Origin of the sequence: Streptomyces sp. NPDC029216 (genome assembly GCF_040648015.1) — a bacterium.
Taxonomy (GTDB): Bacteria; Actinomycetota; Actinomycetes; order Streptomycetales; family Streptomycetaceae; genus Streptomyces.
The window spans coordinates 1-21000 of sequence record NZ_JBEZWL010000055.1; the positions used below are offsets into that span (position 1 = coordinate 1).

Consider the following 21000-nt stretch of genomic DNA (forward strand, 5'->3'; position numbering starts at 1 on the left):
CCGCGCGGCGGGTGGATGGCGGTCACGGCGCGGCGGGTCGCCGCGCGTGACGCGGCGGGGGACGCGGCGGGTGACACGGCGGGCGGGACGGCCGGCGACACGGAGGCGAAGGCGCTGCCGCCGGTATGCCCCGTACCGCTCTGCCCCCCGGTGTGCCGGGCGGGTGCGCTGTCCATCGTCATCGGCTGATGCGCTCCTGGTTCAAGGGCTGGGGGTCTCCTCGGCGTAGCCCGGGGAAGGGCCTGCCCAGCAGTTCGTGGTACAGGCCGGTGACCGCGTCCGCGGTCCGCCGCACGTCGAACTCCGTCCGGGCGTGCTGCTGGGCCTGCTCCCCGAGTTCGGTGAGCAGCCGCGGTTCGGCGAGCAGCCGCCCCAGGGCCTTGGCCAGCGCCGTCGGGTCCTCCGGCGGTACCAGGCAGAGCCGTCCGTGTCCGGACGGCAGGCTCTCCCGCGCACCGCTGACGTCGGAGACCAGGACCGGTCGGCCGCAGGCCATGGCTTCGAGGGGGGCGAGCGCCATGCCTTCCCACCGCGACGGCAGTACAACGAGATCGGCGGCCCGAAGCCACGGTCGGATGTCGGCGGCGGCCCCGGCGAAGTGGACTCCGGGGGGTGCGGTGCGGCGCAGCCGTTCGGCGTCGGGGCCGTCGCCGACGAGGGCGAGGCGGGCGCCGGGGACGGTGCCCGCCACCTCCGGCCAGGCGCGCAGCAGGATGTCCTGGCCCTTCTGGGGGCAGAGCCGGCCGACGCAGACGGCGAGCGGCCCGTCGCCGTGGAGGGCGGCGGGCAGCCGCAGTGCGGTGCGGGCCTCGGCCCGGTCGCGGGCGGGGTCGGGGTGGCCGGGGCGGAAGTGGGCGAGGTCGACGCCGTTGCGGATCACCGACCAGTGGGCGGCGATGCCCTCGGACTCGCCGGTGCGGCGTTCGGCCTCGCTGACGCACAGCACCCGGTCGGCCCAGCGGGCGCCGGCCCGCTCCCAGCGCAGTGCGAGCGCGGCGGTGGTCCCGCCGACGGCGTCGAAGGACCAGGCGTGCGGCTGGAACACCGTGGGCAGGGCGCCCCGTACGACCAGCCGGCCGGCCAGGCCGGCCTTGGCGCTGTGGGCGTGCAGCAGGTCGGGGCGGACGCGGCGGACCAGCCGGGCGGCGCGGGCCACCTCGGCGGGCAGCCCGGGGCCGGGGGAGCGTCCGGCGCGCCAGGTGAGCACCTCGGCCCCGGCTGCCCGGGCGCCGTCGGCGAGGACGCCGCCGTCCGGGCAGCCGACGACGACGCGCAGCCCGGCGGCGGACTGGGTCCGTACGAGGTCGGTGACGACCCGGGCGACACCGCCCTCGACGGGCTGGACGAGGTGCAGGACGGTGAAGGACTGCGCGGCCGGGGAGCCGGCCGGCGAGGGGTGTTTCGGCACGTGGAGCGGTCTCCTGCGCTCAGCGGCGCGCGTCTGTCTGAACGAAGAGCACACCGAGGAATTGACCCTGACTTTCGCCCGTGAACGTGAATCTCAGGCTGTGGGCGCCACCGGACAGGGCGGGACTCAGGTCGAACACGTCCGCGTCATATCCGAGATTATTAATATTTTCAGGCTGTCGCACGAATGCGGGGCGTCCGAATTCCGTGATCGTGGAATTCATGACGTCGTCGAAGGGGTTCTCGGCGTCGCTCACACTGATCCGGCGCCCGCTGTCCGCCGTCACCGTGAGTGAGTCCCCCAGGGTGCCGCGGTCCCCGTCGTACGCGACCGCCCCGGCCTTGCCCGCGGCCCCCGGCGGTACGTCCAGCCCGGGGACCTCCACCGTCTCGGCGGCGGTCTCGCCGGCGCCGGCGGCCAGGGACTCGAAGCCGTCCCACAGCGAGATCCGGCGCAGCGGCTCCTGCGGGTGCTCGTACGCGACCACCAGCGTCCAGCCGCCCCAGGCACCCGTCTCCGAGTGCCCCATGGCGATGTTGAGCTGGGCCACGGTCCACATCCCCGCGCCGCCCTTGCGCACCAGCGGGGTGACGTCGGCCGAGGCCTGGTAGGCGTCGCTGCCCGCGTCCGTGCGGTGCCCGATCACCGTGTCGGCGATCACCGGCTTGTACGCGCCCCCGGGCTCGGCGACCAGGACCCGGCCGTTGTCCTCCGGCGGCTTCTGCTCCCCCACCCGCAGGTTCCCGCCCCAGTAGAGCCGGGCGTACGAGACCTTCGCACCCTGCGGGACCCTGAGCTCGGCCCGGGTGGAGTTGTAGGTGTCGGGGTCCTGGTCGACCTCGTCGTAGAACATCTCGAAGTCGCCGTTGACCCCCGCCGCCCCCTTCTTGACCTCCGCGCACGGCTCGGCCCGCGGGGACTCCTCCCGGCGGCAGCTGATCCCCGAGTTCGAGGCCCGCACCAGCCCGCCGTGCTGGACGGCCTGATAACGCTGGGTGAAGGGGATCCGCGACATTTCGCGCGCCGCGACGGGAACGGCGGCGCCCGCGGAGGGAGCCTGGAGGGAAAGCGTGAGGCAGGACAGCATGCCCAGCGCGCCGAGGATTCTGCGGGAGGAACCCATGATCCTGCCTCTCCATTTTCAACCAGGGGGACAAAACAGGAGTGAACTTTGTCAGAAATCAGGCTGGAAATCACGTCGGACTCGCCCGTACGGCCTTTTGAGCGATAACGCGCACCCTGCCCGCGGGCGTGTCGTTATGCCGTTGCAGCGATGTTCGAAGTTCGAACCGGAAGGAATGCGGAGATGAAGAAGGGGCTGATGCGCGGCACGACGGTGGCGCTCGCAGGCACCGCGCTGCTGATGGGCGTCGCCGGCCTCGCCTCCGCGCACGGCGGCGACGGCGCGACGGCCGAGGGCGCCGCCGCGAACTCCCCAGGCGTGCTGAGCGGCAACCTCGTCCAGGTCCCCGTCGACGTCCCGGTCAACGTCTGCGGTGTCACCGCGCAGCTGGTCGGGGTGCTGAACCCCGCCTTCGGCAACCGCTGCGTGAACGCCTGAACGTCAACTCCGCCGCCCGAAACGGCGGCATCCGGGTGAACGCACGCAACCCGATCCGGAGCGGGGCCGTTGATCCGGGTGCTCCAGTACTGGGCGATCCTGCAAAAAAGGGACGATAATGATCAAGAAGTTTGTGGCCGGCGCAGCGGTTGCCGCCTCCGCGGTCGGCCTCGGTGCCGCCATGGCCCCGCAGGCGATGGCCATCGGCAACGACAACGGAATCAACACCGTCAACGGCAACAACTCCGCGCAGATCTACGGCAACCAGGCCACCTACGGCAACATGAGCCCGCAGATGGCGCTGATCCAGGGCTCGTTCAACAAGCCCTGCATCGCCCTGCCGGCCAAGGTCAACGCCCAGTCGATCCTGGCCCTGGTCAACGTCGGCGTCCAGGACATCCCGGTCCTGTCCAGCCCGCAGAACCAGCAGTGCACCGAGAACTCCACCCAGGCCAAGGGCGACGAGGCCCTCTCGCACATCCTGGACAACATCCCGATCCTCTCCGGCAACGCCTCCGCCGGAAGCTGACCGCGCTCCGAGCCGAACGAGGCCGTCGCACCTGCGGGTCGCGGCGGCCTCGCCGCGTGCACGGCCCCTGGAATTCCGCTCCTCCGTAAATGCGATGGAATTCTCCGAACGGACTGCCGGACCGTTCGGAGTAAATTTCTCCGGCAACCCCGGGAAATACCGGTTTCCGCGGTTTCTTTTCCCCGGCCCACTCGTTGTTGTGTATGCAGCGGACAGACCTCTGCGGGAAGGATCGAATTCAAATGAAGTACAAGAAGGCAATGGTGATGGCCGCCGGCGTTCTGATGGCCGCCGGTGCCGCCTCCCCCGCCATGGCCGACGCGGGCGCCGAGGGCATCGCCAAGGACTCCCCCGGCGTCCTCTCCGGGAACCTCGTGCAGGTCCCCGTGCACGTCCCCGTGAACGTCTGCGGCAACACCGTCAACGTGATCGCGCTGCTGAACCCCGCGTTCGGCAACATCTGCGTCAACAACTGACGAAAGCGCCTGCGCCCGCAAGGGCGAACCTCCTCGGGTGGCCTCGGAGTGCACGGCGGTGCACTCCGAGGCCACCTTCGATTCAGGACCGGCCCCCGCGCCGGTAGACAGGGAAGGACCCATGCGACAGGTACTGAGCCGACAGGTACTGGGCAAGGGGGTGCTCACGGCTGCGGCCGCCTCAAGTCTGCTGTCCATCGCGACCGGCGCGGCCTACGCGCATCCCGGGGCGATGGCCGAGGCTTCGCATTCGCCGGGGGTGCTGTCCGGCAACAGCGTCTCGGTACCCCTCACGTTTTCGCCGAACGTGTGCGGCAACAGCGTGGACGGGGGCGGGGCGCTCAACCCCGCGATGGGGAACAACTGTGCCACCTCCACCGGCTCCGACACCGGCCACCACGACACCGGCCACCACGACTACGAGCGCTACCTGAGCCCCGAGAACGCCGAGGCCTTCGAGCGCTACCTGGAGGAGCGCCAGGGCGGCCGGCACGCGCTGCCCGCGCAGCGCCGGGAGGACGAGGGCGGCTACGGGGAGCGCGGCGACGAGGCCCCCCGCACGCACGCCCCCCGGCACGCGGCGCCCCGGCAGGAGGAGGCGCGCGACGAGGCACCCCGCCAGGAGACGCCCCGGCACGAAGCGCCCCGCCACGAGGCACCCCGGCACGAGGCCCCGCGCCACGAAGCGCCCCGCCACGGCGACGGCCGCCACGAGGACGCCTACGGCGGCTCCGGCGAGAACGGCCGGGGCCCCCGGGGCGGCGAGGAGGAGTGCGACGACCACCCGCGGGCCCCCCACGCGGAGCACCCGGCCCCGCACCCGGCGCCCCCCGCGCCCGCCCCGCACCACCCGAAGCCCAAGCCCCGGCCCAAGCCCGCCCCGCAGCCCCGGCCCGCGCCCGCACCCGCGCCCGCGCCGCCCGCCGCGGAGCAGCCGGCCCCGTTCCCCGCCCCCGCGCCGGCTCCGGCACCCGCCCCGGCCCCCGTACCGCCGCAGGAACACGCCGAGACGCTTCCGGCCCCGGTCGAGGAGCAGCCCCACACCCTCCCGGCGCCGGTCCCCGCGCCGCCCGCGCAGGAGCTCCCGGCGCCCCGGCCGCCGCACGGCAGCCAGCCGGAGCGGCCCGTACCGGCGCCCGCCCCCGTCACGGACGTCGTCCGCCCGGCCGACCAGCCCCCGGCCGCCCCGGCCGGCGACCTCCCGGTGCACCTGCCGCCGGCGCCCGCTCCCGCCCCGGCGCCCGCCCCCGTCGTGGCCCCGCCGGTGACCCTCCCCGCGCCGGCGCCGGCCCCCGCTCAGGCGGGGCCCCAGCTGGCGGCCACCGGGGCGGGTGAGCTGGGGGCCATGGCGGCCCTCGCCTCGGCGCTGGTCCTCGGCGGCGCGATTCTCTACCGGAGGTCGAGCATCGCCTGACCGGGAATGCCGGTAATCGGAAGAAATATCGGCCGGAGAATCCACCGTTGGATTCTCCGGCCGCTGCCGTGCGCCCGCGCGCCCGGCGTTTCCGGAGCGGCGGGGAATCGTTAGCCAGGGCGAAAGCGGCGCTCCGGTCGCCGCGGACGCCTCGGTCACACGAAAAGAATGAGGATTTCGACAATGAAGCTCTCCCAGGTCGCCGCCGTCGTCGTCGGCTCCGTCGCCGCCCTCGGTGCCACGGCCCCCGCCTTCGCGGCCGACGCCCCCGCAATGCCCCCCATGAGCGCGACGGGCGGAGTGACCGAGGTGCTGAACGCCGTGAACCCCGTCTCCGAGGCGCTCCCCCAGACGGCGGGCAACGCGCTGGCCGAGCAGGGCGACACCGTCGGCAAGGTCGTCCACACGGTGCAGGGCGTGAACAAGGCCCGCAACGACGTCCCCGGTACGGCCCTGGGCCTGGCGAACGGCGCGACCAAGGCCTCGCCGCTGCTCGGCGGAGTGGAGCTCAACGGCGGCAAGTGACGGCCGGGGGCGGGCGGAACGGCCCCCGACACGTCCGTGGGCGCCACCGGCGAGGCCGGTGGCGCCCACGGTCACGTGGTGCCGACTGCGAGGTACGTCAGTCGTTGACGCAGACGTTGCCGAACGCCGGGTTCAGCGCGCCGATGACGTTGACGGAGTTGCCGCAGACGTTGATCGGGATGTGGACCGGGACCTGGACCAGGTTGCCCGAGAGAACACCGGGGGAGCCCACGGCCGCGCCCTCGGCCTGGGCGTCGGCGGAGGCGGCACCGGCGGCACCGGCCACGGCGAGACCAGCGGAGGCCAGGGCCACGGCGGCCTTCTTGGCAGCAGAGTTCATGGGGAGTGCACCTTCTCGTTCGATGTCCTGCCCCGGTCCCGGGGCTCACACCTAGCGAAACGGTCCACCTTCCCAGAACGACACGGCCGACCGCCAGATCTGACCTGTTCAGCCCAATAGTCGTAATCATCCAGCCCGTTGGCTTCCGCCGGAACCGTCTTCTAGCGACTGATGGGGATGTCGGGGATGTCGGGGACGTCGAGGTCCGGGAGGTCCGGGAGCGCCGGGGCCGCGGGCGCCGCCCCGGTCGCCGGTGGGACCGCGGGCACCGCCGGGGCGGACACCCCGGGCACGGGCGGGAGGTTGACCGGGGGGACCGTGACCGGGAGCTCCGGCAGCTTGATCTCGGGGAGTTTGATCTCGGGGAGCTTCGGCAGCTCGATCGGGGGGAGCTTGATCCCGCCGAGCAGGCCCGTGAGTGAACCCAGGAGGTCCGTCAGGGTCTTGGAGAGTCCGGCGAGGAGGTCGTCGATCGGGCCGGCCGCGACCCGCTCCCGGGACTCCGCCGCCTCTTCGAGGTTCTCGATCTGCTGCTGCACGGCCGCCGCCTTCCTCTCGACGGCGGCGGCACCCTGGCCGTCCGCGGCGCCCGCGGGGGCGGCCGCGCCGGACAGTATGACGACGGCGAGGACCGACGGGACGAGGACGCGGAGGCGGGACGGCTTGGTGGAGTGCATGGGAAGTCCTTCGACGTGGTCGCGCGTGAAGCGGACCGGGATAGTCCACTTACTCACCCACCGTGCGAACACCCTCCACGGAGCGCAACAGGATCTTGAGCGCCCCCGCGCGCCCCTGGGGCTGCGTACGGGCTTCGCGCAGGTGTCCGCAGCGGCCTCACCCGTGCCGGGGAAAACCCCGCCGGCGACGGGCCGTTTGAGTGAAGCAGCGGAACCAACCCCCGGAACGGCCTGTTGATCAGGGCGCTCCACTAGCGGGCACTCGTGCGACAGAAGGATCGATGATGCTCAAGAAGATCATGACCGCCGCCGCGGTCTCCGCCGTTGCCATCGGCGCGGGCGCTGCCGCCGCCACCCCGGCCATGGCCATCGGCAACGACAACGGGGTCAACACCGTCAACGGCAACGGCGCTCAGCAGATCTACGGCAACCAGAAGACCGCGGGCGACATGAGCCCCCAGCTCGGCCTGGTCCAGGGCACCCTCAACAAGCCCTGCATCGGCCTGCCGGCGAAGGTCAACGTCCAGTCGGTCCTGGCCCTCATCGCCAACGTCGGCGTCCAGGACATCAACGTCCTGTCCAACCCTCAGAACCAGCAGTGCACCGAGAACTCCACCCAGGCCAAGGGCGACGAGCCGCTCTCGCACATCCTGGACAACATCCCGGTCCTCTCCGGCAACGTCTCCTCCGGCAGCTGACCGAGCTCCACCCCTCCTGGTCTAGGGCCGCGTCAGCCCGTGGAGCGAAGTGACGAGGGCCCCGGCGGCGTCCAGCCACCGGGGCCCTCGTGCGCGTGGGGCCACGCCCCTCATCCCGTCCGGCAGCTCAACCCGTCCAGAAGGCCCACCACCGGGTCAGGACCAGCATCCCGATCACCCCGAGGTGCAGGGCGGGCGGCGCCCAGGCGAAGTCGGTGAAGAACTCCCGCAGCGGGCCGGGCGCGGCCAGCCGGCGGGTGCGGACGTTGTGGGCCGTGACCGCCCAGAACATCAGCAGCGTCGCCACCCAGGCCAGACAGCACCACAGGCACAGGGCATTGATCACGTAGAGGGACTGGGTCATCAGCCAGGCGCAGAAGCCGGTGCCGAAGGCCGTGCCGGCGTTCAGTCCCAGCCAGAACCAGCGGCGGTGGCGGGCTCCGGCGAGCACTCCCGCGCCCACGCAGACCACGACGCCGTAAGCGGCCAGTCCGAGCATCGGGTTGGGGAAGCCGAAGACGGCGGCCTGCGCGCTCTTCATGACGCTGCCGCAGGACACCACGGGGTTGAGGCTGCAGGCGGGTTTGAAGTCCGGGTCCTCCAACAGGAGGAACTTGTCGAGGGTGATCACCCAGGAGGCCAGCAGCCCGGCGGCCCCGGTGGCCACCAGCAGCCAGGCCAGGGACCTGGGGGCCTCGGGCTCGTCCTCGGAGTGGGTGGAGGAGCGCCGCCGCTGGCGGGGGACGTCCACTGTATTCGTTGCCATGCCGCCCATAGTCCCGCGGACCGCCGCAAACCCTTGCGAACATGGGCCATTCCCGGGCAAGTTGACCTGAAGGTGTGGCGGGAACCCCTGATGCTTCCCGGACGTTTTACCGAATCCCGGACGTGATGTCAGAGCCAGGGGCTACGTTGTGCTTCCGCGAAGTGACAAGCTGCGACGGCCTGGAGCCCACCTTGAGCGATCCGTACGAGACAACCGAGGCGCACCTCGAGCGACTCCTGGGCCGCGCCCTCAACTCCTTCGACCTTCCCGACCCGTTGGTCGAGCGCCTCGGTACGGCGCTCGCCCACAGCTCCTCGCTCTACACCACGCACCACAGCCCGTCGGCGGGGCTCTGGCGGGAGACCCACCGGCACACCTACCTGCTGTCCGACGGAGAGACGGCCTCCCTGTGGGAGCTGGCCTACCGGCTGAGGGGCGACGGGAGCACGCGGCACGAGGTGTTCGCGACCCGGGACGAGCTCGGCCTGGCCGGGGCGCGGCTGTTCGGCGAGGCCGCGACGGAGCCGGAGCCGTACCCGGTGCCCGAGCCGGGCACGGCCGAGGACGGGGACCTGGGCTGGGGCGTGGACGCCTCGGAGGAGGATCTGGCGCTGCTGAGCGCCCTGTTCGCCGCGCCGGGCCCGCAGGAGCGCCGCCGCGAGTACTCGGCGGAGGAGTCCGTCGACCACGCCCGCCGGGTGCTGCGGCGCGCGGAGAACGCCGACCGTCCCGGGCCGGAGGTGGCGGTGCTGCTGCGCTCGGCGTACGCGCACCAGATCACGCAGGCCTTCGGCGGCCGGCAGTCCCTGGCCGACGGGCGTGACGCCGGGTTCAGCCTGTACGAGCACGCCTTCGTCCTGCTGGACGGCAGCGAGCTCAGCCTGTGGGAGGTCGAGCACACGGCGACGCCGGACGGGCGGCACATGTGCGAGGTCTACGCGAGCGAGGCCGCCGCACGCGGGGCGATGGAACTGCGCACCCGGGTTCGGTAGCGACGCCGCCGGGCCGGAGGCCCCTACCGCGGGGGCAGGTCCGGCCGTGCGGGCCGAGGGAGGCCAGGACCGCTCCGGCGCCCCGTGCGACCAGTTCCCCGGCGGCCCCGCCGTGCACCAAGAAAAACGGACATGCCCGCCCACAGGGGCGGACATGTCCGTGAGGGTGTGCCCGCGGGCTCAGGCCGGGTCGGCCTGCTCGACGGCGCCCTCGCGCTCCGAGAGCGGGACCTGCTTGCGCGGCAGGACGAACATCACCGCGAAGATCACGACGAGCACCCCCACGACCCACCACAGCGCGCCGCGGAAGGCCTCGGTGTACGGGACGCCGAGGATCCGGTCGTCGTCGATGGACCCGAAGAAGACGACGGAGGTCAGGGCGAGGCCGATGGCGTTGCCCATCTGGCCGGTGGTGTTGATCAGGCCGGAGGCCGAGCCGGCGTGTTCGCGCGGCACCTGGGACAGGATGGTGTCGTTCAGCGGGGCGACGATCAGGCCCATGCCGATGCCCATGACGACCAGCGGGGCGGCCATCTGCCAGGAGGCGATGTCCATGCCGTAGCGCTGGGACTCCCAGATGTAGAGGAGCAGGCCCGCGGCCATGACCAGCGCGCCGGCCTGGAGCACCTTGCGGCCGAAGCGCGGGACGAGCTTCTCGACGGAGAGGCCGGCGGCGACGGAGACGGCGATGGAGAAGGGGATGCCGGTGCTGCCCGCGTGCAGCGGGGTCCAACCGAGGCCCATCTGCATGTAGAGCGTCCAGACCAGGAAGAAGATGCCGGTCGCCAGGCCGAAGGCCAGCTGGACCGCGATGCCGCCGGCGAAGCTCTTGATCCGGAAGAGGGAGAGCTCGACGAGCGGGGAGCCGTCCTTCTTGATCTTGTACTTCTCGTAGGCGATGAAGGCGGCGAAGACGACCGGGGACGCGATCATGCAGGCGAAGCCCCAGAGCGGCCAGTCGTTCTCCCGGCCCTGGGTGAGGGGGTAGATCAGCAGGACCAGGGCGAGGGTCGCGAGGACGACGCCGACGAGGTCGAGGCGCAGGGCCTTGGGGGCCTTGGACTCGGAGATGAACTTGCGGCCCAGGATGACGGCGGCGATGCCGACGGGCAGGTTGATCAGGAAGATCGTGCGCCATTCGAGGCCGAAGAGGTTCCACTCGGTGAGCAGCGCGCCGAGCATCGGTCCCGAGACCGCGCCGAGGCCGACGATCGCGCCGAACATGCCGAAGACCTTGCCGCGCTCGTGCGGCGGGAAGGTGACGTGGATGATCGCCAGGACCTGCGGGACCATCATCGCCGCCATGCCGCCCTGCAGGAGGCGGGAGGCGACGAGCATGCCGGGGTCGGCCGCGATGCCGCAGAGCAGCGAGGCGGCGGTGAAGCCGGCGACGCCGACGAGGAAGAGGCGCTTGCGGCCGAAGATGTCACCGAGACGGCCGCCGGTGATCAGGCCGGCGGCGAAGGCGAGCGCGTAGCCGGCGGTGATCCACTGGATGGCGCTCGTCGAGGCGCCGAAGTCCTGGCGCATGCTGGGTATCGCGATGTTGACGATCGTGACGTCGACCAGGTCCATGAAGGACGCGGTCATCACGATGGCGAGCGCCAGCCAACGGCGGCGGTCGGCCGGGCCGTCGGGGGTGGCGGGCTCGGCGGAGCCCTCTGGTGCCGGTGCGGCCGCCTTCTCTTCTCGTACGGGCCCGTTCTCTCTTTCGGGCGATGCTGTGGGCGTCTCGGTGCTCATGGGGAGAAACCTAGACGGGATCTAGGCCAGGATGTGTCCTATTTCCCTGGCAATCTTGAAGGATGAACGACACATCCGCCCGGCTGCTGACCCTGCTGTCCCTGCTCCAGACCCCGCGCGAGTGGCCGGGCAGCGAGCTGGCGGAGCGGCTGGGGGTGAGCTCGCGGACGATCCGGCGGGACATCGAGCGGCTGCGGGACCTGGGGTACCCGGTGGAGGCCACGCTGGGCGCGGAGGGCGGGTACCGGCTGGTCGCGGGTGCGGCGATGCCGCCGCTGCTGCTGGACGACGAGGAGGCCGTGGCGATCGCGGTGGGGCTGCGGGCGGGGGCCGGGCATGCGATCGAGGGGGTCGAGGAGGCCTCCGTACGGGCCCTGGCGAAGCTGGAGCAGGTGTTGCCGGCCCGGCTGCGGCACCGGGTGGGGGCGCTGCAGTCGGCCACGGTGGCGGTGACCCGGGGCGACGGGCCGAGCGTGGACCCGCGGACGCTGACGGCGATGGCCGCGGCGGTGGCGGGGCCTGAGCGGCTGCGGTTCGCCTACCGGGCGCGGGACGGGGCGGACTCGCGGCGGCTGGTGGAGCCGTACCGCCTCGTCAGCACGGGCAGCCGCTGGTACCTGGTGGCCTACGACCTGGAGCGGGAGGACTGGCGCACGTTCCGGGTGGACCGGGTGAGCGAGCCCTTCGCGACGGGGACGCGGTTCACGCCCCGGCCGATGCCGATGGAGGCGGCGGAGTTCGTGCGGCGCGGGCTGCGGGGCGGGGAGACCTACCCGGCGGACGTGTCCTTCGCCGTGCCCCCACAGGAGCTGCCGGGGTGGCTGCGGGAGGGGGCGGTGGCGGAGGGCGCGGGGTCGCGGGTGCGCTTCGAGAGCGGGGACGCGCCGGAGTGGCTGGCGGCCCGGATGGCGCTGACGGGGCTGGAGTTCACGGTGCGGGGGCCGGCGTTCCTGGCCCGGGCGGCGGGCACGCTGGCCGAGCGGCTGGCCGGGGCGGTACCGGGGGCGGGCGGGCCGGGGTAGCGGGGAGCCCCGGCACCTGGGGGGGATAGGTACCGGGGCTCGTCTCGGGGGCCGGGGCCGTCAGGCGACGGCGTCGAAGCCGGTGTCGCGGGCCATCCGCTTCAGCTCCAGCAGGGCGTGCTTCTCGATCTGGCGGATCCGCTCGCGGGTCAGCCCGTGCTGCTTGCCGACCTCGGTCAGGGTCCGCTCGCGGCCGTCCTCGATGCCGTAGCGCATCTTGATGATCGACGCCGTGCGCTGGTCGAGCTTGCCGAGCAGGTCCTCCAGCTCCTCGCTGCGCAGCAGCGCGAGCACGGACTGCTCGGGGGAGATCGCGGCGGTGTCCTGCAGCAGGTCGCCGAACTGGGTGTCGCCCTCGTCGTCGACCGACATGTTGAGGCTGACCGGGTCGCGCGCCCAGTCCAGTACGTCGCCGACGCGCTTCTCCGTGGAGTCGAGCTCGGCGGCGATCTCGGCGTGCTCCGGGTCGCGGCCGTTCTCGCGGTTGAACTCGCGCTGGATCCGGCGGATGCGGCCGAGCTCCTCCACGAGGTGGACGGGGAGCCGGATGGTGCGGGACTGGTCGGCGATGGACCGGGTGATGGCCTGGCGGATCCACCACGTGGCGTACGTGGAGAACTTGAAGCCCTTGGTGTAGTCGAACTTCTCCACGGCGCGGACCAGGCCGGCGTTGCCCTCCTGGATGAGGTCGAGGAGGGGCAGTCCGCTGCGCGGGTAGCGGCGGGCGACGGCGACGACGAGGCGGAGGTTGGACCGGATGAAGACCTCCTTGGCCCGCTCCCCCTCGGCGGCCAGGGCTTCCAGCTCCGCGCGCGCCGGGGTCTCCCCGTCGCGCTCGATCTCGCCGTCGAGGATCTGCCGGGCGTAGACGCCCGCCTCGATGATCTGCGAGAGCTCCACTTCCCGGGCGGCGTCGAGCAGCGGGGTGCGCGCGATCTCGTCCAGGTACATGCCGACCAGGTCGCGGTCGACGATTTCCCCGCCCGCGGCGCGGGCGCTGCTCGTGGACTGACGACGGGCGACGGCGCGGGTTGCCATGCGGTGCTCCCTTGCGATGCGATGAACGGTCGCGGTGCGTCTTCGGACACTCTCCCGAGTGCCCGCTTCCGAGGGAAACAACGACTGGAATCGGGACAGAATTCCCACACGCCTCCCTCTTTCCCGGGATCTTGCAGTATCCTGCCCCGCCGCCGCCCTGGCCGGGCGGTGTCGGCGGGCTGCGAGAACCCGAAGAGGTGCAGGTCAGGCCGGGATCGGAGCCACCGGCCGGCCCCCGCGGTCAACGGCGCCGATGAGACCGCCGTCACACCCGTCACGGCCGCCCCGGCACCATCCGCGGGCTGCACTCCCATCCCCCAAGACGGCCCGCGTCCGGTTCTGGTTGCCTGCCGGTCCTCCACACCGCCCTCGACGACCACTCCCGACTCGCCTGCACCGAGGACCTGCCCGACGAGACCGCGGACGAACGGGTGATGGAGCGGGCGACGCGTCCGTCCTGGCAGGTGCGGAGATCGTTCCCGTGTCTACTTTTAGCGACCGACTGTGCGCCTGAGGTGATCGCGTACAGACGAAGCCGGCACGGAGGTAGGAATTCATGCGCAAGCTCCAGCAGGTCATGATCGCCACTGCGGCGGTGGCGGGCCTGGCCTCTCTCGGTGCGGGAAGTGCACACGCCGCTGATGCGAGCGGCCACCTTCACCGCGGCGCCGACGTACGGGTTGCCCAGCTGCCACCCCTGCCCCGGCTCCCGCAATTGCCGCAGCTCCCGCCGTTGCCCAGACTCCCGCGGATCACTTTGCCGGAGGTCGCGCAGAAGAGCCTGTCGAGTGCGCGGCACGTGCGGCTCGCGGGGGCCGTCATGCCGTACACGCCGTACGCCCCTTACGCGCGCTATGCGCCGTACGCGCCCTACGCCGCTTATGCGCTGGACGGGACGGGCACCCCCGCCACCCCCAGCACACCGAACACACCGAACACGCCGAACACCCCGGGCGGTGGGAACACCCCGAACACCCCCAACACCCCCAACACGCCGAACACGCCCAACACCCCGGGCGGTGGCGCGACGCCCAACACCCCCAACACACCGAATACTCCGAACACGCCGAACACACCGGCCCATGCGAGCACGCCGAATACCCCGAACACGCCCAACACGCCGAACACGCCGAATACGCCGAGCTCCACTTAGGGGCGCCGCAGGCACCGCCGAAGAGCCGGGATCCTCCGCCCCTTCACCTCGCACGGATGCGCCGCGCAGTGAATTTCACCGCGCGGCGCATTCGCATGTTTTTTACTGTGCGCTCCTCATCCTAGTTGGGGGTGTTCGGCGTATTGGGGGTGTTCGGGGTATTGGCCCCGCCACCCGGGGTGTTGGGCGTGTTCGGAGTGTTGGGGGTGTTGGCCCCGCCACCCGGGGTGTTGGGCGTGTTCGGGGTGTTCGGCGTATTGACGCCACCGCCCGGGGTATTGGGGGTGTTCGGGGTGTTCGGCGTATTGACGCCACCGCCCGGGGTGTTGGGGGTATTCGGGGTGTTGGGCGTGTTCCTGCCCTGCCCCGGGGTGTTAGGGGTGTTGGGGGTGTTGGGCGTGTTGTGCCTGTGCTGGCCCAGCCCCGGGCCGTGGGGCGTGTTCGGGGTGTTCGGGGTGTTCGGGGTGTTGACTCCGCCCCCCGGGGTGTTCGGCGTATTGGGGGTGTTCGGGGTATTGACCCCGCCACCCGGCGTGTTCGGGGTATTGGGGGTGTTCGGCGTGTTCCCGCCACCGCCCGGGGTGTTCGGCGTATTCGGTGTGTTGGGTGTGTTTTCAGCGACCACCATCTGGGGCGCCGGCGCGGCCATGGCCGTGGCCGGCAGAGCGGCACCTCCGGCCAGCGCCACGGAAGCGGCCACACCCAGCATGATCTTCCTCGACATCTTCATCATCAGTCTTCTCCATTCGATGTGCGGAGGTCACTGAAAGCCACCCGCCATAGATTTCATTTTCCGGAGGCCTTTGCGGGGTTTCCCGTCTGGGCCTGCTTCAAATAAACCCGACCCGGGCAGGCGGGTCATGTCACAGAAACACGGGACTTGATAGCTGGAAGCGATGTTGGTAAGCGGGCGGGCGTGCGAGCCCTGGGGCCTTCCGCGCAATCCGGCGGAGCCGTCAAGTCCCGACTTTCCGTGTGGTGCCCGTGGGGCCCCGTCCGGGGCGCAATGAAGCTGTGGATGCCGTCTCCGGCGCCCTTACCTCCCGCCCTAGGAGCCCTCTCCGATGAACACAAGGACTCGCCGCCTCGTCCCCTTCCTGGTCGCCGCCCTCGTGGCCGCCGGAAGCGCCTCGCTGGCTTCCCTCTCGCCGCACGAGGCGCCCAGGACCGCCCCCGCCACCGGTGTCACCACCGGCACCGGCCCCGGGGTCCGGACCGGTCCGACCCCCCGCCCCAGCCCGGGCCCCGGCCCCGCCCGGTTCCTCCGGGCGTGACGACGAAGGCCGGCGGTCGACGGTGACCGTCGGCTGCAAGGCGGATTTCGTGGTCAGCCCGCCGCGTGAGAAACGGCCTGACCGAACTGGACCGACCGCTTCGAGAGCCCCATCCAGAAGCCGTCCACCGGGGTGGTCTGAGCGTCGAGATCGGATTCGGCGGCGCCCAGGGTGACGAAGAGCGGGGCGAAGTGTTCCGTGCGGGGGTGGGCCAGACGGCCCGCCGGGGACTTGGCCTCGAAGTCGAGCAGGGCGTCGACGTCGTGGGCGGCCAGCGCCTCGCGGCCCCAGGCGTCGAACTCGGCCGACCACCCGGGCACGCCAGGGCCGGTGTGCCTCAGGGCGGCCAGGTTGTGCGTGAAGAAGCCGCTTCCGACGATCAGGACGCCCTCGTCCCGCAGCGGGGCGAGCCTGCGGCCGAGGTCCATCAGGCGGGCGGGGTCCAGGGTGGGCAGCGAGATCTGGAGTACGGGTACGTCGGCCTCCGGGTACATCTCGACGAGGGGGACGTACGCCCCGTGGTCCAGGCCGCGGTCGGGGATGTCCTGGACGGGGGTGCCGGGGCCCTTCAGCAGGGCGCGGACCGAGGCGGCGAGCTCCGGGGCGCCGGGGGCGTCGTAGCGGACCCGGTAGTAGTGCTCGGGGAAGCCCCAGAAGTCGTACACGAGCGGGGCCGGCTCGGTGGCGCCGAGGGCCAGGGGGGCCTCCTCCCAGTGGGCGGAGACCATCAGGATCGCGCGCGGCCGGGGCAGGTCCGCCGACCAGGCGGCGAGCTCGGACGGCCAGAGCGGGTCGTCGGCGAGCGGGGGCGCGCCGTGGCTGAGGTAGAGCGCCGGCATGCGGGCGGGGACGGGGGCTGTGGTCATCGGGCGCTCCTCGGTCCGTCGGGGTCGTCGTACGGCGTACGTCGTCCGCGGGGAGGGCGTACGGGGTTCACCCGAAAAGACTAACCCCGCTTCGTTCAAATTTGAACGAAGCGGGGTCTTCAGTCATTCCCGCACCGGCGCCCCCGTCAGTGGGCGATCACCGGGACCGGGAGCTCGGCCTCCGCGGAGTCCGTTCCGGAGCCGGCGGCCACCGGGCCGCCCTGGCCCGGCCGGCCGGTGTTGATCAGGGTGAACGCGAGGGTCGCGCTGACCGCGAGGATGCCCACGGCCCACCAGATCGCCGAGGAGTAGCCCTCGACCATGGCCTGCGCCTGGACCAGCTTGCCCGCGACCCCGCCGGCGGCGGCCTCGGCCGCGTGGTCGGTCAGGTACGCGGTGGTCGCCGAGGCGGCGATGGTGTTCAGCAGGGCGGTGCCGATCGCGCCGCCGACCTGCTGCGAGGTGTTGACCATGGCGGAGGCCACGCCGGCGTCGGCCGGGTTGACCCCGTACGTGGCCAGGGACATGGCCGGCATGAACGCGGTGCCCATGCCGAGGCCCAGCAGCAGCTGCGCCGGCAGGATCAGCGCCGGGTAGGAGGAGCCGACCTCCAGCTGGGTCAGCAGCAGCATGCCGGCGGCGGCGAGCAGGAAGCCCGGGCCCATCAGCAGCCGCGGCGCGACCCGGGTCATGAGGCGGGCGCCGATCTGGGTGGAGCCCGTGATCATGCCCGCGATCATCGGCAGGAAGGCGAAGCCGGTCTTGACGGGCGAGAAGCCCTTCACGACCTGGAGGTAGTACGTCAGGAAGAGGAACAGGCCGAACATCGCGATGACGGCGAGGCCGAGCGAGAGGTAGACACCGGCGCGGTTGCGCTCCAGCAGGACGCGCAGCGGCAGCAGCGGGGACTTCACCCTGGACTCGACGCCGACGAAGGCCGCGAGGAGCACGACGGAGGCGATGAACAGGGAGACGGTGACGCCGTCCGTCCAGCCGGCGGACTCGGCGCGGGTGAACCCGTACACGAGCGAGACCAGACCCAGGGTCGAGAGGACCACGCCGGGGACGTCGAGGCGGGCGCTGTTGCGGGAGCCGGCCGGCTCGTGGATGAACATCCAGGCGCCCGCGGCCGCGACGACCGCGAAGGGGATGTTGACGAAGAACGTCCAGCGCCAGTTGAGGTACTCGGTCAGGAAGCCGCCGAGGATCAGGCCGACGGCGCCGCCGCCACCCGCGATCGCGCCGAAGATGCCGAAGGCCTTGGCGCGCTCCTTGGCGTCGGTGAAGGTGACCGCCAGCAGCGAGAGCGCGGCCGGGGCGAGCAGTGCGCCGAAGGCGCCCTGGAGGGCGCGGGCGCCCAGCATCATGGCCTCGCCGTTGGCGGCGCCGCCGAGCGCGGAGGCCAGGGCGAAACCGCCGAGACCGATGATGAAGGCGTTCTTGCGGCCCCACTTGTCGGCGATGCGGCCGCCGAAGAGGAGGAGGCCTCCGAAGGCCAGCGCGTAGGCGGTGATGACCCACTGACGGTTGCCGTCGGAGATGCCGAGGTCGGTCTGCGCGGAGGGGAGGGCGATGTTCACGATGGTCGCGTCGAGGACGACCATCAGCTGCGCCAGCGCGATGAAGACCAGGGCCTTCCAGCGACTGGGATCGGCGGCGGCAGCGGCAGCCGGCGAGGCGGACGCGGCTGTTCTGGACATGGGGGTACCCACTTCACTGTGCGGAATGACTGAAAAGGGATGAAACGAAAGGAAAAAGGCGGTTTTTCGAGGCTACTGAAGGAAGGGGTGCCGCGTCACATGGTTTTCCGGCTGAGGTCCTGCAACGTGACGGCCGTACCGGGGAGTTGGGAGCGGGCCGGGGCCCGCAGTCCGTCGAGGAAGAGCTGGAGGTGGCGGTGGACGAAGCCCTGCACCGCCGTGCAGTCCGTCCCGGGGAGGGGGCGGGCGAGCTGGGACAGCGCGAGCATCAGGTCGCCGGTGCCGATGTCGGCGCGCAGCAGGCCCGCACTCCGGCCGGCGGCGACCAGGGCGTCCACGGCAGCCCCCAACGCCTCGCGCGCGGCGAGGAGTTCGGGGTGGTCGTGGTCGAAGCCGTCCGTGAGCATCGGGCACAGGGCGCCGATCCGCTCGTCGGCCGCGGCGTGCGTGAAGCGGCAGAGCGCCGCGAAGGCGTCCGGCTCCTCGGTGAGGGCGTCCTCGGCCTGGGCGGTGACCCGGTCCATCACGTAGAGCACCACGTGGTGGACGAGGTCGGCCCGGTCAGGGAAGTGCCGGTAGAGGGTGGCGTTGCCGATGCCGGCCCGGCGGGCGATCTCGTCGAGGGGCGCGTCCGCGCCGAACTCCACGAAGATCTCGCGGGCCGCCCCGAGGATCCGCTCCCGGTTGCGCACGGCGTCGGCGCGCGGCTTGGGCGCCCGGACGGGGGTGACGCTCTGCATTCCGGGCCTCCCTGGGGCTGGAACTCGTACCTTGATCGGCGGCGCGGCCCCTAACCGGGGACTCGCTCCCCGCTTGTGCGGGACTCTCTTGCAAACGGGGAATCAGTCCCCGGTTATTTCACTCTTCCGTGTGAGGCACACCACACACGAATCCTGCGGTTTCATCCCGTTTGGACGCTTTCGACGGGCGGGCGTGTCGCAGCCGTCGGAGGGTGAGCGCACAGAGAGCAGACCGGACCCGGCCGGCTGCCGCGCACCCGAAGGCGATCTCCATGCCGCAGACCCGCCACCGGATACGCAGACCCTGCCGCACCGGCGCGTTCATCGGCCTCACCGCGCTCGCCCTGGGCGTCACGGCCACCGCCAGCGGCGGCATCCACGGCCGGGGCCACGCCACCTCCGGCCCCAAGGCCGCCACCGCCGAGTCCGTCCTCGCGCCCTGCCGGATCTCCGCGACCATGGGCGTCCAGATGTCGGAGGGCCTGCCGACCCCGCCCGGGTACTCACGCTCGACGGGCGAGGTCCGCGCACTCAACCTGATGATCGACTTCCCGGACGCCAAGGGCGAGGGCTCGGCCATGGACCGCCTGGCGGAATTCTTCCCCCAGACCTCCGACTGGTTCCGCGCCAGCTCCTACGGCCGGCTGACCTACCGGGCCGAGGCCCCGATACGGAACTGGCTGCGGATGCCGATGCCCTTCGCGGCGTACGGGATCGAGCGCGGCTCCCCCTACGAGCCGGGCTACCGGCAGCTCGTCGACCACATAGCCAAGGCCGCCGACCCCGAAGTGGACTTCAGCCGCTACGACCTGATCAACATCCTGGTCACCCCGAACGCCGGACCGTCCGCCCTGGACACCGTCCTGTCGGTCACCTTCTCCGGCAACGCGGAGGCCCCGACGGCCGACGGGGTGCCCCTCGCGAACACGTCCTTCATCTACAGCCGGCAGGACGACGGCTCCGGCTCCTACCGGGAGACCGGCTACCGGGTGCTGCCGCACGAGAACGGGCACGTCTTCGGACTGCCCGACCTCTACACCTCCGACGGGGGCGGCACGGTCGGGCACTGGGACATCATGAGCGAGGACTGGGGCGCCAACAACGACCTCCTCGGCTGGCACAAGTGGAAGCTGGGCTGGCTCGACGGATCTCAGATCAGCTGCGCCTCGAAGTCGGGGGTCAGCGAGCACGTCCTGACCCCGCTGGCGGTGGAGGGCGGCACCAAGCTGGCCTTCGTCCCCCTCTCGGAGAGCGCCGGCTACGCGATCGAGGTGCGCACGCGGGCCGGGAACGACGAGGCGGTCTGCAAGCCCGGGGTGCTGATCTACAAGGTCGACTCGGACGTGGACACCGGACGCGGGCCGGTGACCGTCTCGGACAGCGCGAACGGCAGCGGCGGCTGCACGCGCCGGCCCAATGTGCACGCCGAGCTGTCGGACGCCCCGTTCCGGCCGGGCGAGACCTTCACCGACGAGAAGACGGGCATCAGCGTCGCCGTGGTGGACCAGGCCCCGGGCGGCGGCTTCCGGATCCGCGTGACCCGCCCCTGACCCCTCCCCCTCTACCAGGAGCGCTCCCCATGAACACGACCCCCGAAGAACGTCTGGCGGCCGCCGGGCTGAAGCTGCCGCCCGTCGCGCCGCCCGTCGCCGTGTACGTCCCGGCGGTGGTCAGCGGGCACTACGTCCACACCTCCGGCCAGCTGCCCATGGTGGACGGCGCGCTGCCGCGCACCGGCAAGGTGGGCGGCGAGGTCACCCCGGAGCAGGGCGCCGAGCTGGCCCGCCAGTGCGCGCTGAACGCGCTCGCGGCCGTGGCCTCGGTCGCCGGGGACCTGTCCGCCGTGAAACGGGTGGTCAAGGTGGTCGGCTTCGTCGCCTCCACCCCGGACTTCACCGGCCAGCCGGGCGTGGTCAACGGCGCGAGCGAGCTGCTGGGCACCGCCTTCGGCGACGCGGGCATCCACGCGCGCAGCGCGGTCGGCGTGGCGGTACTGCCGCTGGACGCGCCGGTGGAGGTGGAACTCATCGTGGAGCTGCACACCCCGATGGGGGTGTGAGCGGCTCACGGCCCGGCCG

24 protein-coding genes are annotated in these 21000 nt (G+C 71.9%); 13 read left to right on the forward strand and 11 right to left on the reverse strand.

From position 1 onward, the window contains the following. On the forward strand, positions 1-189 hold a 189-nt coding region (locus AB0F18_RS20530), incomplete at its 5' end, for a hypothetical protein (RefSeq protein ID WP_362062660.1). On the opposite strand, the gene AB0F18_RS20535 is transcribed toward AB0F18_RS20530, so the two are convergent. Together AB0F18_RS20535 and AB0F18_RS20540 are read right to left on the reverse strand one after the other, a co-directional pair. Then, positions 179-1408: a glycosyltransferase family 4 protein gene (locus tag AB0F18_RS20535; protein ID WP_362062662.1), complete on the reverse strand. Its 1230-nt coding sequence runs from the start codon at positions 1406-1408 to the stop codon at positions 179-181. The two genes, AB0F18_RS20530 and AB0F18_RS20535, sit on opposite strands and share 11 nt — an antisense overlap. A 19-nt stretch (positions 1409-1427) precedes the next feature. Further along, a complete protein-coding gene (locus AB0F18_RS20540) occupies positions 1428-2531 on the reverse strand; it encodes a DUF3344 domain-containing protein (RefSeq protein ID WP_362062664.1) in 1104 nt (367 codons plus the stop codon). A 183-nt stretch (positions 2532-2714) separates the two neighbouring features. On the opposite strand from AB0F18_RS20540, the gene AB0F18_RS20545 reads away from it, so the two are divergent. From AB0F18_RS20545 to AB0F18_RS20565, 5 genes are all read left to right on the forward strand, one after another. Next, entirely contained in the window at positions 2715-2969 is a 255-nt protein-coding gene (locus tag AB0F18_RS20545; RefSeq protein WP_362062666.1) for a chaplin, read from the forward strand. Positions 2970-3087: 118 nt separating this feature from the next. Next, complete coding sequence (locus AB0F18_RS20550; RefSeq protein WP_362062668.1) at positions 3088-3498, forward strand: rodlin; 411 nt, start codon at positions 3088-3090, stop codon at positions 3496-3498. 242 nt (positions 3499-3740) lie between these two features. Next, a complete protein-coding gene (locus AB0F18_RS20555; protein ID WP_362062670.1) occupies positions 3741-3974 on the forward strand; it encodes a chaplin in 234 nt (77 codons plus the stop codon). A gap of 121 nt (positions 3975-4095) precedes the next feature. Continuing rightward, positions 4096-5388 (forward strand): chaplin family protein, encoded by a 1293-nt coding sequence (locus tag AB0F18_RS20560; protein WP_362062672.1) that lies wholly within the window; start codon positions 4096-4098, stop codon positions 5386-5388. A 183-nt stretch (positions 5389-5571) separates the two neighbouring features. Continuing rightward, positions 5572-5913 carry a hypothetical protein gene (locus AB0F18_RS20565; protein ID WP_045952495.1) on the forward strand — a complete coding sequence of 114 codons (342 nt, stop codon included), beginning with the start codon at positions 5572-5574 and terminating at the stop codon, positions 5911-5913. 97 nt (positions 5914-6010) lie between these two features. On the opposite strand, the gene AB0F18_RS20570 is transcribed toward AB0F18_RS20565, so the two are convergent. Together AB0F18_RS20570 and AB0F18_RS20575 are read right to left on the reverse strand one after the other, a co-directional pair. Beyond that, entirely contained in the window at positions 6011-6253 is a 243-nt protein-coding gene (locus AB0F18_RS20570; protein WP_362062674.1) for a chaplin, read from the reverse strand. Positions 6254-6414: 161 nt separating this feature from the next. Further along, the gene (locus AB0F18_RS20575) at positions 6415-6930 is read right to left on the reverse strand and encodes a hypothetical protein (protein WP_362062676.1); all 516 of its coding nucleotides are present in this window, start codon (positions 6928-6930) and stop codon (positions 6415-6417) included. A 284-nt stretch (positions 6931-7214) separates the two neighbouring features. Between AB0F18_RS20575 and AB0F18_RS20580 the strand changes: the two genes are divergently transcribed. Then, a complete protein-coding gene (locus AB0F18_RS20580; RefSeq protein WP_362062678.1) occupies positions 7215-7628 on the forward strand; it encodes a rodlin in 414 nt (137 codons plus the stop codon). Between the two features lie 127 nt (positions 7629-7755). Here AB0F18_RS20580 and AB0F18_RS20585 read toward each other — a convergent pair whose 3' ends face one another. Then, positions 7756-8394 (reverse strand): vitamin K epoxide reductase family protein, encoded by a 639-nt coding sequence (locus AB0F18_RS20585; RefSeq protein WP_362062680.1) that lies wholly within the window; start codon positions 8392-8394, stop codon positions 7756-7758. Positions 8395-8585: 191 nt separating this feature from the next. Here AB0F18_RS20585 and AB0F18_RS20590 point away from each other — a divergent pair, with 191 nt between their 5' ends. After that, complete coding sequence (locus tag AB0F18_RS20590; protein WP_362062682.1) at positions 8586-9386, forward strand: DUF6227 family protein; 801 nt, start codon at positions 8586-8588, stop codon at positions 9384-9386. Between the two features lie 180 nt (positions 9387-9566). Here the strand turns inward: AB0F18_RS20590 and AB0F18_RS20595 are convergent, their stop codons facing one another. Continuing rightward, positions 9567-11129, reverse strand: coding sequence for an MFS transporter (locus tag AB0F18_RS20595; RefSeq protein WP_362062684.1), 1563 nt, complete (start codon positions 11127-11129; stop codon positions 9567-9569). A 62-nt stretch (positions 11130-11191) separates the two neighbouring features. On the opposite strand from AB0F18_RS20595, the gene AB0F18_RS20600 reads away from it, so the two are divergent. Further along, on the forward strand, positions 11192-12151 hold the full coding sequence (locus AB0F18_RS20600; RefSeq protein WP_362062686.1) for a YafY family protein: 960 nt from the start codon (positions 11192-11194) through the stop codon (positions 12149-12151). 60 nt (positions 12152-12211) lie between these two features. Here AB0F18_RS20600 and AB0F18_RS20605 read toward each other — a convergent pair whose 3' ends face one another. Next, positions 12212-13189, reverse strand: coding sequence for a sigma-70 family RNA polymerase sigma factor (locus AB0F18_RS20605; protein WP_362062688.1), 978 nt, complete (start codon positions 13187-13189; stop codon positions 12212-12214). Positions 13190-14068: 879 nt separating this feature from the next. Continuing rightward, on the reverse strand, positions 14069-14338 hold the full coding sequence (locus AB0F18_RS20610) for a hypothetical protein (RefSeq protein ID WP_362062690.1): 270 nt from the start codon (positions 14336-14338) through the stop codon (positions 14069-14071). A 240-nt stretch (positions 14339-14578) separates the two neighbouring features. On the opposite strand from AB0F18_RS20610, the gene AB0F18_RS20615 reads away from it, so the two are divergent. Further along, complete coding sequence (locus tag AB0F18_RS20615; RefSeq protein WP_362062692.1) at positions 14579-15109, forward strand: hypothetical protein; 531 nt, start codon at positions 14579-14581, stop codon at positions 15107-15109. Positions 15110-15406: 297 nt separating this feature from the next. Then, entirely contained in the window at positions 15407-15616 is a 210-nt protein-coding gene (locus AB0F18_RS20620; RefSeq protein ID WP_362062694.1) for a hypothetical protein, read from the forward strand. Between the two features lie 53 nt (positions 15617-15669). On the opposite strand, the gene AB0F18_RS20625 is transcribed toward AB0F18_RS20620, so the two are convergent. The 3 genes from AB0F18_RS20625 to AB0F18_RS20635 form a co-directional block, all read right to left on the reverse strand. Then, the gene (locus AB0F18_RS20625; RefSeq protein ID WP_362062696.1) at positions 15670-16482 is read right to left on the reverse strand and encodes a class III extradiol ring-cleavage dioxygenase; all 813 of its coding nucleotides are present in this window, start codon (positions 16480-16482) and stop codon (positions 15670-15672) included. A gap of 146 nt (positions 16483-16628) precedes the next feature. Continuing rightward, positions 16629-18182 carry an MFS transporter gene (locus tag AB0F18_RS20630; protein WP_362062698.1) on the reverse strand — a complete coding sequence of 518 codons (1554 nt, stop codon included), beginning with the start codon at positions 18180-18182 and terminating at the stop codon, positions 16629-16631. Between the two features lie 95 nt (positions 18183-18277). After that, a complete protein-coding gene (locus AB0F18_RS20635; protein ID WP_362062700.1) occupies positions 18278-18922 on the reverse strand; it encodes a TetR/AcrR family transcriptional regulator in 645 nt (214 codons plus the stop codon). A gap of 272 nt (positions 18923-19194) precedes the next feature. Here AB0F18_RS20635 and AB0F18_RS20640 point away from each other — a divergent pair, with 272 nt between their 5' ends. Beyond that, positions 19195-20472, forward strand: coding sequence for a M6 family metalloprotease domain-containing protein (locus AB0F18_RS20640; RefSeq protein WP_362062702.1), 1278 nt, complete (start codon positions 19195-19197; stop codon positions 20470-20472). Positions 20473-20501: 29 nt separating this feature from the next. Next, positions 20502-20981 (forward strand): RidA family protein, encoded by a 480-nt coding sequence (locus AB0F18_RS20645; protein WP_362062704.1) that lies wholly within the window; start codon positions 20502-20504, stop codon positions 20979-20981. The last annotated feature ends 19 nt before the right edge of the window (positions 20982-21000 follow it).

What these genes read in the sequence shown, in the direction of transcription:
- AB0F18_RS20540 (WP_362062664.1), bottom strand. Translation starts at nt 2,531, where the DNA reads ATGGGTTCCTCCCGCAGAATCCTCGGCGCGCTGGGCATGCTGTCCTGC.
- AB0F18_RS20545 (WP_362062666.1), top strand. Translation starts at nt 2,715, where the DNA reads ATGAAGAAGGGGCTGATGCGCGGCACGACGGTGGCGCTCGCAGGCACC.
- AB0F18_RS20550 (WP_362062668.1), top strand. Translation starts at nt 3,088, where the DNA reads ATGATCAAGAAGTTTGTGGCCGGCGCAGCGGTTGCCGCCTCCGCGGTC.
- AB0F18_RS20555 (WP_362062670.1), top strand. Translation starts at nt 3,741, where the DNA reads ATGAAGTACAAGAAGGCAATGGTGATGGCCGCCGGCGTTCTGATGGCC.
- AB0F18_RS20560 (WP_362062672.1), top strand. Translation starts at nt 4,096, where the DNA reads ATGCGACAGGTACTGAGCCGACAGGTACTGGGCAAGGGGGTGCTCACG.
- AB0F18_RS20565 (WP_045952495.1), top strand. Translation starts at nt 5,572, where the DNA reads ATGAAGCTCTCCCAGGTCGCCGCCGTCGTCGTCGGCTCCGTCGCCGCC.
- AB0F18_RS20570 (WP_362062674.1), bottom strand. Translation starts at nt 6,253, where the DNA reads ATGAACTCTGCTGCCAAGAAGGCCGCCGTGGCCCTGGCCTCCGCTGGT.
- AB0F18_RS20575 (WP_362062676.1), bottom strand. Translation starts at nt 6,930, where the DNA reads ATGCACTCCACCAAGCCGTCCCGCCTCCGCGTCCTCGTCCCGTCGGTC.
- AB0F18_RS20580 (WP_362062678.1), top strand. Translation starts at nt 7,215, where the DNA reads ATGCTCAAGAAGATCATGACCGCCGCCGCGGTCTCCGCCGTTGCCATC.
- AB0F18_RS20585 (WP_362062680.1), bottom strand. Translation starts at nt 8,394, where the DNA reads ATGGCAACGAATACAGTGGACGTCCCCCGCCAGCGGCGGCGCTCCTCC.
- AB0F18_RS20595 (WP_362062684.1), bottom strand. Translation starts at nt 11,129, where the DNA reads ATGAGCACCGAGACGCCCACAGCATCGCCCGAAAGAGAGAACGGGCCC.
- AB0F18_RS20600 (WP_362062686.1), top strand. Translation starts at nt 11,192, where the DNA reads ATGAACGACACATCCGCCCGGCTGCTGACCCTGCTGTCCCTGCTCCAG.
- AB0F18_RS20605 (WP_362062688.1), bottom strand. Translation starts at nt 13,189, where the DNA reads ATGGCAACCCGCGCCGTCGCCCGTCGTCAGTCCACGAGCAGCGCCCGC.
- AB0F18_RS20620 (WP_362062694.1), top strand. Translation starts at nt 15,407, where the DNA reads ATGAACACAAGGACTCGCCGCCTCGTCCCCTTCCTGGTCGCCGCCCTC.
- AB0F18_RS20625 (WP_362062696.1), bottom strand. Translation starts at nt 16,482, where the DNA reads ATGACCACAGCCCCCGTCCCCGCCCGCATGCCGGCGCTCTACCTCAGC.
- AB0F18_RS20630 (WP_362062698.1), bottom strand. Translation starts at nt 18,182, where the DNA reads ATGTCCAGAACAGCCGCGTCCGCCTCGCCGGCTGCCGCTGCCGCCGCC.
- AB0F18_RS20635 (WP_362062700.1), bottom strand. Translation starts at nt 18,922, where the DNA reads ATGCAGAGCGTCACCCCCGTCCGGGCGCCCAAGCCGCGCGCCGACGCC.
- AB0F18_RS20640 (WP_362062702.1), top strand. Translation starts at nt 19,195, where the DNA reads ATGCCGCAGACCCGCCACCGGATACGCAGACCCTGCCGCACCGGCGCG.
- AB0F18_RS20645 (WP_362062704.1), top strand. Translation starts at nt 20,502, where the DNA reads ATGAACACGACCCCCGAAGAACGTCTGGCGGCCGCCGGGCTGAAGCTG.